This is a genomic window from Streptomyces griseochromogenes (genome assembly GCF_001542625.1).
GTDB classification, from domain to species: Bacteria; Actinomycetota; Actinomycetes; order Streptomycetales; family Streptomycetaceae; genus Streptomyces; species Streptomyces griseochromogenes.
Genome location: NZ_CP016279.1, coordinates 1270295 through 1283587, shown reverse-complemented (window position 1 = coordinate 1283587; position 13293 = coordinate 1270295). Strand labels below are relative to the sequence as shown.

Sequence of the window (13293 nt, the reverse complement as noted above, 5' to 3'; positions counted from 1 at the left end):
CACCCCGCGTGTCCGGCGACTGAGCCTTACCTCACAGGTTCCCTGTCGGCGGCAGGTTCTAGGCTGGTGAGGCCCGCCAGCGTCGGCGGGCGGCCGTCCGTCAGAGTGAGGAATGGGCTGAGATGCCTGAGTTCGCGTACACCGATCTGCTCCCCCAGGGTGAGGACACCACCCCGTACCGACTGGTGACGTCCGAGGGCGTCTCAACCGTCGAGGGGCCCGACGGGCGGACCTTCCTCAAGGTGGAGCCGGAGGCCCTGCGCAAGCTGGCCGAGGAGGCCATCCACGACATCCAGCACTACCTGCGCCCGGCCCACCTCGCCCAGCTGCGCCGCATCATCGACGACCCCGAGGCGTCGGGCAACGACAAGTTCGTCGCGCTGGACCTGCTGAAGAACGCCAACATCGCGGCGGCCGGCGTGCTGCCGATGTGCCAGGACACCGGCACGGCGATCGTCATGGGCAAGCGCGGGCAGAACGTCCTCACCGAAGGCGAGGACGCCAAGCACCTGTCGCACGGCATCTACGACGCCTACACCAGGCTGAACCTGCGCTACTCGCAGATGGCTCCGCTCACCATGTGGGAGGAGAAGAACACCGGCTCCAACCTCCCGGCCCAGATCGAGCTGTACGCGACCGACGGCGGCGCCTACAAGTTCCTGTTCATGGCGAAGGGCGGCGGCTCGGCCAACAAGTCCTTCCTGTACCAGGAGACGAAGGCCGTCCTGAACGAGGCCTCCATGATGAAGTTCCTGGAGGAGAAGATCCGCTCGCTCGGTACGGCCGCCTGCCCGCCGTACCACCTGGCGATCGTCGTCGGCGGCACGAGCGCCGAGTACGCGCTGAAGACCGCGAAGTACGCCTCCGCCCACTACCTGGACGAGATCCCGGCGGAGGGCTCGGAGCTGGGCCACGGCTTCCGGGACAAGGAGCTGGAGCAGAAGGTCTTCGAGCTGACGCAGAAGATCGGCATCGGCGCGCAGTTCGGCGGCAAGTACTTCTGCCACGACGTACGGGTCGTCCGCCTGCCGCGGCACGGCGCCTCCTGCCCGGTCGCGATCGCCGTCTCCTGCTCCGCCGACCGCCAGGCCGTCGCGAAGATCACCGCCGAGGGTGTCTTCCTGGAGCAGCTGGAGACCGACCCGGCACGCTTCCTGCCGGAGACCACGGACGAGCACCTGGACGAGGCCGGCGACGTCGTCAGGATCGACCTCAACCAGCCGATGGACACGATCCTCGCCGAGCTGACCAAGTACCCGGTCAAGACGCGGCTTTCGCTGACCGGCCCGCTGGTCGTGGCCCGTGACATCGCGCACGCCAAGATCAAGGAGCGGCTGGACGCGGGCGAGGAGATGCCGCAGTACCTGAAGGACCACCCCGTGTACTACGCGGGCCCAGCCAAGACCCCCGAGGGCTACGCCTCCGGTTCCTTCGGCCCGACCACGGCCGGCCGCATGGACTCCTACGTCGAGCAGTTCCAGGCGGCGGGCGGCTCCAAGGTGATGCTGGCGAAGGGCAACCGCAGCAAGCAGGTCACCGACGCCTGCGACAGCCACGGCGGCTTCTACCTCGGCTCCATCGGCGGCCCGGCCGCGCGCCTGGCCCAGGACTGCATCAAGAAGGTCGAGGTCGTCGAGTACGAGGAACTCGGCATGGAGGCCGTCTGGAAGATCGAGGTCGAGGACTTCCCGGCGTTCATCGTCGTGGACGACAAGGGCAACGACTTCTTCCAGGACCCCGCCCCGGCGCCGACGTTCACCTCGATCCCTGTGCGGGGGCCTGGGCTGGCCTAGTGCCTCGGGTGCGGCGGGAGGCGGATCTCGCCCCCGCCGCTCCAGACCCCGCTCCGGCCTGAACGGTTTCGTCCTCGAACGCCGGACGGGCTGAACGGTGGCTTCCACCGGCCCTCAAGCTGAGCCCCTGGCCCTTCGGTCAGGGGCTCAGCCCGTTCCGGCTCGGCCGAACGGCCCGGTCGCCTTCGCGGCCCGGCCCGCCGCCACCCGGATCGGAAGCGCATCGGAAGCGGCGAAACAGGCACAGGCCCGGTGGTTGTCGGGCAAGGTAGCTCCGTTCGTACCGAAGAGACGAGCGAGACCCGGCGGACTGCCGGGAGCTGCGAGGACCCATGAACCACACCTACAAGCCACCGAGCTTGTTACCCTCCGCCGGCCTGGAACGGACGTACGCGCTGATCATCGCCGGTGTCCCGCTTCTGCTGATCCTGCTGACCGGCGCCCTGCCCCAACCCGCCCCGGACGGCGGCGGATCCACGGGCACGGCCGTGGACGGTCAGGGCGGTTACTCCTACCAGCCCGCCTCCCCGCCCTCCGCCACGGATCCGGCGACACCGGACATCTCCACGGCGTACGGCGCGACGCCCGACGCGCCCACCTCCGGCACCGACGCGGCCACCGGCCCGTCCCCGGACCCGGTCGACACGCAAGCCACGCAGAGCCCGGCCGGCACGACGGGCGCGAGCGATCCCGCCACGACCGTCACCGACTACTTCGCCGCCATCAACGACGGCGACTTCCGGACCGCCTGGAACCTCGGCGGCAAGAACCTCGGCTCCTCCTACTCCTCGTTCGTGTCCGGCTTCGCCCACACCGAGCGGGACGACGCCACCGTCGACCCCGTCGACGGCACAACCGTCTCGGTGACCCTGGTCGCCACGCGGGACGACGGCACGCAGAAGTCGTACAGCGGCCGGTACACCGTCGTCGACGGGGTCATCACCGGCGCCTCGATGACCCCCACCGGCTGAGCAGAGCGGAGCAGCGAAGACATGGCGAGTGACATCCTTTCCTCTCTCCCCGCTCCGCCGCCGGAGCCGAAGGGGCCGTTCCCGGGCCGCACGTCCGGTGACGCCACGAGCAACGCCACCCGGCTGCTGTGCGCCGGCACCTACCTCGACCCGGTGTACCGGGCCACCGTCATCCGCGAGCTGCTGACCCACCGGTTCCGGGTGGTGGCGCCGTCGTACGGGTACGACGCGGTTCCCGTACTGGCGCACGCCCTGGCGGCGCGCCGGCTGCACCGGACCCGGCTGGCCGCCCTCGGTGCGGGCCTCGTCGTCACGTTCGTCCTCATGGACACCGGCGTCCTGAACGCGTACGCCGGGTGGCTGACGGCGCTGTGGCTGGTGTGGGTCACCGCGTATCTACGGCGGGTCGTCACCCTGCAGACCCTGATATCCCGGCTGCGCGGCCGCACCGACGCGGCGGGGCGCGCGAACGGGTTCGACGGTTCCTATCCCGAGCATCCCCGGCTGACGGCCGAACTGGTGGCCAAGATCGACCGGGAGCAGATGTCGGACGGCAGCGTGGTCCGCTACGGCGGATACAAGCCGTTCGTGGGCGCGGGCGAACCGGTGCGGCGCTGGTCCACCGCCGAGCTGCTGATCGGAGCGCTTGAGCCCGCCGTCGAACAGCACCAGTTCATCCCCGGCCTGCCCCCGGCCGACGTCACGAACGGCCAGGAGCCGAAGCGGAAGGAGGTCATCGCCTTCACCGCCGAGAAGATCAGCGCGTATGTCGCCGACCGTATGACCACCGACCTGCGCAACCGGGCACGTGAGGCGGAGCGGATCGACGGACTCGCCGTCGAGCTGAGCACGTTCACCACGGCCGTCACGACCCGTCTTGGGGGGTGGGAGCCGGCCCGGGACAACCGCGACGGCGGCTGGGAGGACGGCTACGGCTCGCAACGCGCCTATCTGTGCGTCCGGGTGGGCTCGTGGAACCAGGAGCTGGTCACCACGGCGTTCGTCGGCTTCGACCTCAAGGGAAACACCCTGCACACCGAGTTCTACTCGTATGTGCTGGCGCCGATCCAGGCGAGCTTCCACCTGGTGGACCGGCTGCCCGCCGCGCTGAGCGGCCGGCTGCTGCTCAGGGTCGCGTGGCACACCCTGCGGAGCACGCCCGAGGCCGCGCTGCGCCCCGCCCTCACCCGGCTGCGCACCTGGTTGCCCGGCCTGCTGCCCTGGCGGTGGGGAAAGACCCGGATCCAGGTGCTGCAGCCGCTCGACACCAGTGAGTTCCGCCTCGGCCGCTACGCGGACACCGTGCTGAACCGCGGGGCGCTCACCAGCATCCGGGAGATGGCCACCAGCGACGACTTCCACGTCTTCTTCCAGGAGACGGACACGATCAAGTACACGCAGATCGTCGAGCGCCAGCTGCTGCAGGTCGTCCGGGACTTCCTGCACGAGCACAACGTGGATGTGGCGGAGCACGAGGCCCGCCAGACGAACATCCTCAACTCCTACGGAAACAACAACAACTTCGTGAACAACAACAACGGCGGCACCGTCAACTCGGGGACCCAGAACTTCCACCGCGGCTCCGACGGCGGGCAGGGGGCGGGAACCTCATGAACGGAACCGGGCACCACAACAACTTCGTGAACGACAACAGCGGCACCGTCAACTCGGGAACACAGAACTTCTACGACGGCGCCCCGGCCGCGCCCCACCCGGCCACCCGCCCTGCCGCCGGGCCGGCCGCCCACCCGGCCGCGCCGGTCCAGGGCTCCCCCGGTCCCTCCCCGGACCGCAGTCGCAACGTCTTCGTCGTCCACGGACGGGACGAGGAGGCGCGGTTGAAGGTGTTCGACCTGCTGCGCCTGCTCGATCTGCGTCCGCTGGAATGGGAGGACCTGGTCAGAGCCACCGGGAAGACGGCGCCGTTCCTCGGTGAGGTCATCGCGCAGGCCCCCGCCCAGGCCCAGGCGGCGCTGGTCCTGCTCACCCCGGACGACGTCGTCCAGCTCCATCCGGACCTGCGGGGGCCGAACGAGCCGCCGTACGAGAGCGAACCGACCGGTCAGCCCCGGCCGAACGTGCTGATCGAACTGGGCATGGTGCTGATGGCCTACCCGGAGCGCACCCTGATGGTGGAGATCGGCACACTGCGCCAGATCTCCGACATCGGGGGCATGAACGTCATCCGGTTCGACGGTTCGGCGACCGCCCTGGGCAAGATCGTCGAGCGACTGAAGCTGGCGGGCTGCCGGGTCAACGACACCGGCTCCGACTGGCGTCAGACCTGGCCGTACCGCCATCTGTCGGCGTATGCCCGCACGGGGCGCGGAGCGCCGTCGGCCCGCTGAGCCGCGGTACGGGCCCGATGGCCGGGGGACGGGCCCGTACCTCACCGGCGGATCCCCGGCGGCGAACCGCGCCGGGGAACGCCCGGCGGGTGCCCGGTGTCAGACGTGCCGCCGGGCACCCGCCGCCAGGCCGGCCAGGAACGCGCCGGTCTCGGGCAGGTCGATCCGGCCCAGCTCGCCGGGACGGACCACCACGCGCAGTTCGCGGCAGACCATCCGCTCCCACGAGTGCGTGACGAAGGACAGCAGGATCAGCCGCAGCAGGCTGTTCTCGTCGAGGTCGTGCAGCCGGGCGAGCCCCGCGCCGGTCAGCGGCATGGTGACCCGTTCGAGCTGGGCGTGCCGGCGGACGGCGTCCCACAGCCGGTCTAGGCCGAACCACAGGTCGTGGACGCTGGAGGAGGCGACGCAGTCGTTGCCCATCCGGCTGTAGGCGACGGCGAAGACCAGCTGCGGCCGGTTGCCCAGGGCGGCGACGGTCCCGATCGGATACCGGTCCCGTTTGCCCCGCGGCTTGTCCCGCTCGCTCTCCCGCGTCACCGGAGCCACCCCGTCCAGCGCGGCGGACAGTGCCGCGTCCAGCCGCCGGGCGTCCCCCGCGTAGCGGCGGGCGAGCAGCTGACCCTGCACACTGCCGTCGTTGATGACGACACCGTCGTCCACGAGGGTGTCGAAGGTGTCGGTGAACCCCACCACCAGATGCCCCGGCCGGTCGAAGAGGTCGCCCTCCTCGACCACCACCGTCATGCCGGGACGCCCGAACTCCTGCCGTACGGCGGACTGCGGACGCGACCGGGCGAGACCCCAGGCCAGACACAGGGCGACGGAACCGGCCAGGACCGGCCCGGGACGGGAGACCGCACCGGGGAACAGCTGCCCGACGAACTGCACGACGGCCGACACGGCACCGAAGGCCGCCAGCACACTGCCCGCGAACATCCGCCGCCCGCGCCGCGATCCCGGAAGCCGGAAACGCGCGGGGCGGAACGACGGGAGCGGACCGGTCAATCGCATGATTCCCTCCAGGACCCCTTGGTACGCTGACGCACAGTCACGCGGCGGAGGGGGCGAGGCGCGTGCAGACCCGTACACCGCGCGTACGCGTGAGCGTCCTGGGCCCCGCCCGGCTGGACGTGAACGGCTCTCCGGTACGCCTCACCCCGCTGACGGCCCGGCTGCTGGTCCGTCTGGTCGCCGCCGAGGGCGAGGCCGTGACCGCGCGCCGGCTGTACCGGGATGTCTGGCAGCAGACCGTCGAACTGCCCCGCCAGGGACTGCGCAACCGCAACGAGGTGCAGAAACGGATCTCGGAGCTGCGGCGCGCGTTCGACCTCGCCGGGCCGGGTCACGGCGCCCGGATCATCCGGACGGGACAGCTGCCGTCCGGGCACGGCACCCAGAGCACCTACCAACTGGCCCTGTCCGAGGACGAGTTGGACAGCGCCGAGTTCACCCGGCTGGTCGGCGACGCGCTGCGGGCGGCACCGGCGTCGGCCGTCCGGCTGCTCGCGGACGCACTGCGGCTGTGGCGCGGCCGGCCACTGACCGAGGTGCACGACGAGGAGATCGCGAGCGCACCGGTGAGGCGGCTGACCCAGCTCAGGGAGACCGCCCTGCGCGAACTGGTCGCCGGACACACGGCGCTGGGCCGCTACGACCTCGCCCTGCCGGCGGCCGAACAGGCGGTCCTGGAACGGCCCGACGACGCCGAGGCCGCCGCCGCCCTCGCGCGGCTGAACACCCGGCTGCGCGAACGGCACGACGGCGAACTGCTGCGCCACACCCTGCGCGGGCTGCGGGTGGACGTCGTCGTGGTGCGCGGTGATCTGTTCGAGCAGGACGACGCCAACCTGGTCGTGGGGTTCTCCGACACCTTCGACACCTTCGCCGACGACATCGTGATCAGCCGGGAGAGCGTGCAGGGCCAGCTGGTCGACCGTCTCTTCGCGGGCCGGCACAAGCTCCTCGACGACCAGCTGCGGCGCGGTCTCGGCGAGTTCACCCCCTTGGCCACGGAGAGCGTCCGGGCGAAGCGGCGCGGTCGGCGCATCCGCTATCCCATCGGCACGGTGGTGGCGGTGCCGGCCGGCCGACGCCGGATCTTCGCCGTGGCCTACTCCCGCCTGGGCAACGACCTGCGCGCCCGGTCCGGCCCGGCCGACCTGCGGCTGAGCCTGGAACGGCTGTGGCCGTCGGTCGCCCGGCACGGCCTGTTCAAACCGGTGGCGATACCGCTGATCGGCGCGGGTCTGTCCCGGATCGTCGAACTCGACCGCACCCAGCTTCTGCTGCTGATCGTCGAGACCTTCACCCAGAGCCTTCGGCAGGATCCCGCCGTCTCCACCGAGTTGCGCGTCGTCCTGCGCGCCGGCGACCTGGAGCGGACCGATCTGTCGGCGGTCGAGGCGTTCCTCCAGGGTGCGGACGAGCGGGGCCTGGTCTCGCCGCCCGCCACGGTACGTTGATCTGCTCACTCCCTCAGCCAAGGCCCACTGCCGCTTCCGCCGACAGTCGTCGCCCGCTTCCGGAACGCTTCCGGAAGCGGGTGGTCAGCTGAACCGTTCCCGTACGGCGGACACGAACGACGACCAGGCGGACGCTCCGAACACCAGCGCCGGGCCGTGTGGGGCCTTGGAGTCGCGTACGGGGACGGCGTGGGGCTGGTTGTCGAGTACTTCGAGGCAGCTGCCCTCGTTCCCGCCGCTGTACGTGGACTTGCGCCAGCCGTCCAGCGTGGAGGCGTCAGCGATTATGTGCTGCTCAGTCATGGTGGCCGTACTCCTCCGCGATCGACCGCATCAGGTCCAGCGACTCCTTCTGCGGCAGGGCTTCTCCCAGCACGAGAGCGTAGGCGGCCTGGATACGCTGGACCAGATTGGGTTCGTCGTGCACCGTGCCCGCGAAGGCGCCTTCCTCATAGGCCACCGGAGGCTGGTCCTCGAACCACATCAGCGTGACCATGCTGCCGAGAAGCGGATGGCCCCCGTGACTGAGCGGCACTACATGAAGACGGATCCTCTCGTCCTCCACCAGCCGTACGAGGTAGATGATCTGATGAGCCATCACCTCCGGTCCGCCGATCGGGCGCCGCAGCACCATCTCGTCGAGCAACGCCCAGACCATCGGGCTACGGGGATCCTCAAGAATTCGTCCCCGATCGAGCCGCGTGGCAACTGCCTTGGCACGCTCCTCCTTGACCAACGGCGGGAACGAGGCGTCCCGAAGCACGGCATCCGCGTATGCCTCGGTCTGGAGAAAGCCGGGCACGAACGACAGCGCGAACTCCCGGATCATCGACGCCTGCTGCTCCAACTCCAGCGCCGCCTCGAAGTGCGCCGCCACCGGCCTACGATCATTCCCCGGCCGGAAGTTGCTCAGCGCGCCCCCGGTGTTGAGCACCTGATCCAACCTCCGCGCATCCTCCTTCGACGGCACCCGCCTCCCCGCCTCGATATGCGCGATATGCGTGCGGGACATGATCGCCTGTTCCGCCAGCTGCTCTTGCGTCAGCCCCGCCGCCGCCCGCTGCTCCCGAAGCCAGTCACCGTACGCAGTCCCCACAGTGCACCCCCTTGCAATCACTCCCTCACTTAGCGTAATCCCCGGGAACAATCCCACACCCCCAATCGCTATAACCGCCATGAGCGACTACCGCATCGAGCACGACTCCATGGGCGAGGTCCGCGTCCCCGCCGAGGCCAAGTGGCGGGCCCAGACCCAGCGCGCCGTCGAGAACTTCCCCGTCTCCGGCCAGCGCATCGAGCGCGCCCACATCGAGGCCCTCGCGCGTGTCAAGGGCGCCGCCGCCAAGGTGAACGCGCAGCTCGGAGTGCTCGACAAGGACATCGCCGAGGCCATCCAGGAGGCGGCGGCCGAGGTGGCCGAGGGCAAGTGGGACGACCACTTTCCCATCGACGTCTTCCAGACCGGATCCGGCACGTCGTCCAACATGAACACCAACGAGGTCATCGCCACCCTCGCCAGTGAGCGGCTGGGCCGGGACGTCCACCCCAACGACCACGTCAACGCCTCCCAGTCCTCCAACGACGTCTTCCCGTCCTCGATCCACATCGCCGCCACCGCCGCCGTCACCCACGACCTCATCCCTGCCCTCGACCATCTCGCCGCCTCCCTGACCCGAAAGTCCGAGGAGTTCGCGGACGTCGTGAAGTCCGGGCGGACTCACCTGATGGACGCCACACCCGTCACGCTGGGGCAGGAGTTCGGCGGGTACGCCGCCCAGATCCGCTACGGCATCGAGCGGCTGAGCGCCTCCCTCCCCCGGCTCGCCGAACTTCCCCTCGGCGGTACCGCCGTCGGCACCGGCATCAACACCCCGCCCGGCTTCTCCGCCGCCGTGATCGAGGAGGTCACGCGCGTCACCGGGCTGCCGCTGACCGAGGCCCGGGACCACTTCGAGGCGCAGGGCGCCCGGGACGGGATCGTGGAGACCAGCGGGCAGCTGAGGACCGTCGCGGTCGGGCTGACGAAGATCGCCAATGATCTGAGGTGGATGGCGTCCGGACCGCGCACCGGGCTCGCCGAGATCCGGCTGCCCGACCTCCAGCCGGGGTCGTCGATCATGCCGGGCAAGGTCAACCCGGTGATCCCCGAGGCCGTGCTGATGGTCGCGGCCCAGGTGATCGGGAACGACGCGACGATCACCACGGCCGGCGCCTCCGGGAACTTCGAGCTGAACGTCATGCTCCCGGTCATCGCGAAGAACATCCTCGAATCCGTCCGGCTGCTCGCCAACGTCTCGCGGCTGCTGGCCGACCGGACCGTCGACGGCATCGAGGCCGACCGCGAACGGACCCGCGAGTACGCCGAGTCGTCCCCCTCGGTGGTGACCCCGCTCAACAAGTACATCGGCTACGAGGAGGCCGCGAAGGTCGCCAAGAAGTCCTTGGCGGAGCGCAAGACCATCCGCCAGGTGGTGCTGGAGGGCGGGTACGTGGAGCGCGGCCAGCTCACCCTGGAGCAGCTCGACGAGGCCCTGGATGTCCTGCGGATGACGCGTCCGTAACAACAATCGGCGCCGGGTCGAACCGTGACGCCCGCCGCAGCGTCGTATGCCTACGGCACCTAATATCTGTGCATGGCGGACGACGGAGCGGTGAGGCGAGTGGCAGGTGGACCTGCGACGTACTGGGCTCCCGGGACACAGATCCTGTGGCGGTACCGCGAGAACGCCGGTGAGGGCTTCCACATCGCGCGGCCCGTCACCGTCGTCCGGGACGACGAGGAACTGCTCGCGGTGTGGATGGCGCCGGGTACCGATTGCGTCAAACCGGTGCTGGCCGACGGGACGCCCGTGCACCTGGAGCCGCTGGAGACCCGCTACACCAAGCCGCGCGCGGTGCAGCGGGACCGGTGGTTCGGCACGGGCGTGCTGAAGCTGGCCCGGCCCGGCGAGCCCTGGTCGGTGTGGCTGTTCTGGGACCCGGGCTGGCGGTTCAAGAACTGGTACGTCAACCTTGAACGGCCGCTGCTCCGTTGGGGCGGCGGGGTGGACTCCGTGGACTACTTCCTGGACATCTCCGTCAACCCGGACCGCAGTTGGCACTGGCGGGACGAGGACGAGTTCGCACAGGCCCAGCGGGACGGGCTGATGGACTCCAGGACGGCCGATCGGGTGCGGGAGGCCGGGCAGGCCGCGGTGGCGGCGATCGAGGCCTGGGGCCCGCCGTTCTCGGACGGCTGGCAGCACTGGCGCCCGGATCCCTCCTGGACGGTACCGTCTCTCCCCGAGGACTGGGACCGTACGCCCGCGCACGTGTCCTCATGAGACCCTTGATGCGCCCCCGGTGCACAACCGTAGGATCGTCCTCCGCAAGGGTGCATCAGTGCAACTTCCGGAACATGCGCAGGGCTTGACCGAACGTCACCGAGGGGCGGCAGGACGTGAGCGAGGGGTACGAGGGCAACACCACCGCGGACCCGGCAGGGTTCGCGGGTGGCACAGGAACAACCTCTGACCACGCGGGAATTCCGTTCCTGGGGCACGTATTCCGGGTATCGGCATTTCGGCGGGACCTTCTGCGCGCCCGGCGCGCAGCCCCGGACGGACGGATGCGACACGCGTGACGGAGCAGCCCACCTCCTTCGAACGCCCCCAGCCGGGCGTCGACCCCGCGGAGGCCCGCGGGGCGCTCCTGCGTACCCCGAAACCGCTCGGCAACCCGGCCTTACCGGCCCAGGCCCGGGCGGACGGGACGCCGTCCGGCCCGGTGACGAACACGCCCCGCGGCATGGGGAACCAGGGGAAGGAGCCCCCAGTCAACGGCCCGGAACACTCCCAGCCCGCCACCGCCGAACCCGACACCCACCGGCCGCGTCCCGCGCCGGACGGCATTCCGCCGCAGGCGGGTGCCGAGGAGGAGAAGGCGCCGGGCGGTCAGGAGCGCCGTACCGGGCGCGGACTGCCGCCGGGGCGGCCGATGCCGATGCGGCGCGACGGGGACCGGCTCAGATTCGTGGGCGCGGCGACCCGGCGGATCGCCCGTGGCATCGACCTGGACGAGATCGTCATGGGGCTGTGCCGGGCCACCGTGCCGACGTTCTCGGACGCGATCCTGGTCTATCTGCGCGACCCGCTGCCGGTCGGTGACGAGCGCCCCACCGGTCCGGTGGTGCTGCGGCTGCGCCGGACCGACCGGATACCGGACGAACGGGACACCGAGGGGCTGCTGCTCCCGCCGTTCCCCGAGCCGGAGCCGGATCCCTCGCCCCTGACGGAGCTGTCGTCGCTGACGACCGAGCTGTGCGAGGTGCGCCCGGGCGGCGCCCTGAACGAGGTACTGCGCGGGGTGCGGCCGGTGTTCGCGGACGCGCCCGCCGCCCGGGCCGCGCTGCCCGAACTGCTCGGCGAGGGCGGCGAGGCACTCGTACCGGGCGCGCAGCACGCGATCCTCGCGCCGTTGCGCGGCCGGCGCCGGGTGATCGGCGCGGCGCTCTTCCTGCGCCGTCCGGAACGGCTCGCGTTCGAGGCGGACGACCTGCTGGTCGCCGCCCAGCTCGCTACGCACAGCGCGCTCGGCATCGACAAGGCGGTGCTGTACGGCCGGGAGGCCTACATCGCCGACGAGCTGCAGCGCACCATGCTGCCCGAGACGCTGCCCCGCCCGACCGGGGTGCGGCTGGCCTCGCGCTATCTGCCCGCCGCGGAGACCGCGCGGGTGGGCGGCGACTGGTACGACGCGATCCCGCTGCCCGGCAGCCGGGTCGCACTGGTCGTCGGTGACGTCATGGGGCACTCCATGACCTCGGCGGCGATCATGGGCCAGCTGCGCACGACGGCGCAGACCCTGGCCGGTCTCGACCTGCCTCCGCAGGAGGTGCTGCACCACCTGGACGAGCAGGCGCAGCGCCTGGGCACCGACCGCATGGCGACCTGTCTGTACGCCGTCTACGACCCGGTCACGCACCGCATCACGATCGCCAACGCGGGCCATCCGCCGCCCGTGCTGCTGCACCTGGGCGGCCGTGCGGAGGTGCTGCGGGTGCCGCCCGGCGCGCCCATCGGGGTCGGCGGGGTGGACTTCGAGGCCGTCGAGCTGGACGCGCCCGCCGGGGCCACGCTGCTCCTGTACACCGACGGCCTGGTGGAGTCCCGGCTGCGGGACGTGTGGACCGGCATAGAGCAGCTGCGCGAAAAGCTCGCCGCGACCGCCCAGTTGACCGGTCCCGACCATCCCCCGCCGCTGGAAGCCTTGTGCGACGAGGTCCTCGACATGCTCGGCCCGGGCGACCGGGACGACGACATCGCGCTGCTCGCGGCCCGCTTCGACGGGATCGCGCCGAGCGATGTGGCGTACTGGACCCTGGATCCGGAGGAGACGGCTCCCGGCCAGGCCCGCCGGCTGGCCCGGCGCGCGCTGGCCCGCTGGGACCTGGAGGATCTGACGGACTCGGTGGAGCTGCTGGTCAGCGAGGTGGTCACGAACGCCGTGCGGTACACCTCCCGCCCGGTCACGCTGCGGCTGCTGCGCACGGACGTGCTGCGCTGCGAGGTCGGCGACGACGTGCCCCAGCTGCCCCGGCTGCGCCAGGCCCGGGCCACCGACGAGGGCGGCCGCGGGCTGTACCTGGTCAACCGGCTGGCCCGGCGCTGGGGCGCGACCCGGCTGAGCACCGGCAAGGTGGTCTGGTTCGAGCTGAACCGGGCCTGAGGACGCGAAG

11 protein-coding genes are annotated in these 13293 nt (G+C 70.9%); 8 read left to right on the top strand and 3 right to left on the bottom strand.

Going from position 1 to position 13293, the window contains the following annotated elements:
• Positions 1 to 122: 122 nt before the first annotated feature.
• The 4 genes from AVL59_RS06065 (at position 123) to AVL59_RS06050 (ending at position 5112) form a co-directional block, all read left to right on the top strand.
• Entirely contained in the window at positions 123 to 1793 is a 1671-nt protein-coding gene (locus tag AVL59_RS06065) for a fumarate hydratase (RefSeq protein WP_067300158.1), read from the top strand.
• Positions 1794 to 2125: 332 nt separating this feature from the next.
• Entirely contained in the window at positions 2126 to 2764 is a 639-nt protein-coding gene (locus AVL59_RS06060) for a hypothetical protein (RefSeq protein ID WP_067300157.1), read from the top strand.
• 21 nt (positions 2765 to 2785) lie between these two features.
• Complete coding sequence (locus AVL59_RS06055; protein WP_067300156.1) at positions 2786 to 4378, top strand: hypothetical protein; 1593 nt, start codon at positions 2786 to 2788, stop codon at positions 4376 to 4378.
• The gene (locus AVL59_RS06050; RefSeq protein ID WP_067300155.1) at positions 4375 to 5112 is read left to right on the top strand and encodes a TIR domain-containing protein; all 738 of its coding nucleotides are present in this window, start codon (positions 4375 to 4377) and stop codon (positions 5110 to 5112) included. The genes AVL59_RS06055 and AVL59_RS06050 overlap by 4 nt, the downstream gene beginning before the upstream one ends.
• Before the next feature lie 99 nt (positions 5113 to 5211).
• Here the strand turns inward: AVL59_RS06050 and AVL59_RS06045 are convergent, their stop codons facing one another.
• Positions 5212 to 6126: a macro domain-containing protein gene (locus tag AVL59_RS06045; RefSeq protein WP_237281447.1), complete on the bottom strand. Its 915-nt coding sequence runs from the start codon at positions 6124 to 6126 to the stop codon at positions 5212 to 5214.
• A 62-nt stretch (positions 6127 to 6188) separates the two neighbouring features.
• Between AVL59_RS06045 and AVL59_RS06040 the strand changes: the two genes are divergently transcribed.
• Positions 6189 to 7577, top strand: a complete 1389-nt coding sequence (locus tag AVL59_RS06040; RefSeq protein ID WP_237281446.1) for a macro domain-containing protein — start codon at positions 6189 to 6191, stop codon at positions 7575 to 7577.
• An 84-nt stretch (positions 7578 to 7661) separates the two neighbouring features.
• Here the strand turns inward: AVL59_RS06040 and AVL59_RS06035 are convergent, their stop codons facing one another.
• Positions 7662 to 7880: a DUF397 domain-containing protein gene (locus tag AVL59_RS06035; protein ID WP_067300153.1), complete on the bottom strand. Its 219-nt coding sequence runs from the start codon at positions 7878 to 7880 to the stop codon at positions 7662 to 7664.
• Positions 7873 to 8673: a helix-turn-helix domain-containing protein gene (locus AVL59_RS06030; RefSeq protein ID WP_067300152.1), complete on the bottom strand. Its 801-nt coding sequence runs from the start codon at positions 8671 to 8673 to the stop codon at positions 7873 to 7875. Before AVL59_RS06030 ends, AVL59_RS06035 begins: the two co-directional genes overlap by 8 nt.
• Positions 8674 to 8752: 79 nt before the next feature.
• On the opposite strand from AVL59_RS06030, the gene AVL59_RS06025 reads away from it, so the two are divergent.
• The 3 genes from AVL59_RS06025 to AVL59_RS06015 all read left to right on the top strand — a co-directional run bounded on the left by AVL59_RS06025 (position 8753) and on the right by AVL59_RS06015 (position 13283).
• Positions 8753 to 10138 carry a class II fumarate hydratase gene (locus tag AVL59_RS06025; RefSeq protein WP_067300151.1) on the top strand — a complete coding sequence of 462 codons (1386 nt, stop codon included), beginning with the start codon at positions 8753 to 8755 and terminating at the stop codon, positions 10136 to 10138.
• Positions 10139 to 10210: 72 nt separating this feature from the next.
• Positions 10211 to 10900: a cytidylyl-2-hydroxypropylphosphonate hydrolase gene (gene fomD / locus AVL59_RS06020; protein WP_208870316.1), complete on the top strand. Its 690-nt coding sequence runs from the start codon at positions 10211 to 10213 to the stop codon at positions 10898 to 10900.
• A 295-nt stretch (positions 10901 to 11195) separates the two neighbouring features.
• A complete protein-coding gene (locus tag AVL59_RS06015) occupies positions 11196 to 13283 on the top strand; it encodes an ATP-binding SpoIIE family protein phosphatase (RefSeq protein ID WP_067300149.1) in 2088 nt (695 codons plus the stop codon).
• Positions 13284 to 13293: the final 10 nt, after the last annotated feature.

What these genes read in the sequence shown, in the direction of transcription:
- AVL59_RS06065 (WP_067300158.1), top strand. Translation starts at nt 123, where the DNA reads ATGCCTGAGTTCGCGTACACCGATCTGCTCCCCCAGGGTGAGGACACC.
- AVL59_RS06060 (WP_067300157.1), top strand. Translation starts at nt 2,126, where the DNA reads ATGAACCACACCTACAAGCCACCGAGCTTGTTACCCTCCGCCGGCCTG.
- AVL59_RS06055 (WP_067300156.1), top strand. Translation starts at nt 2,786, where the DNA reads ATGGCGAGTGACATCCTTTCCTCTCTCCCCGCTCCGCCGCCGGAGCCG.
- AVL59_RS06050 (WP_067300155.1), top strand. Translation starts at nt 4,375, where the DNA reads ATGAACGGAACCGGGCACCACAACAACTTCGTGAACGACAACAGCGGC.
- AVL59_RS06045 (WP_237281447.1), bottom strand. Translation starts at nt 6,126, where the DNA reads ATGCGATTGACCGGTCCGCTCCCGTCGTTCCGCCCCGCGCGTTTCCGG.
- AVL59_RS06035 (WP_067300153.1), bottom strand. Translation starts at nt 7,880, where the DNA reads ATGACTGAGCAGCACATAATCGCTGACGCCTCCACGCTGGACGGCTGG.
- AVL59_RS06025 (WP_067300151.1), top strand. Translation starts at nt 8,753, where the DNA reads ATGAGCGACTACCGCATCGAGCACGACTCCATGGGCGAGGTCCGCGTC.
- fomD (WP_208870316.1), top strand. Translation starts at nt 10,211, where the DNA reads ATGGCGGACGACGGAGCGGTGAGGCGAGTGGCAGGTGGACCTGCGACG.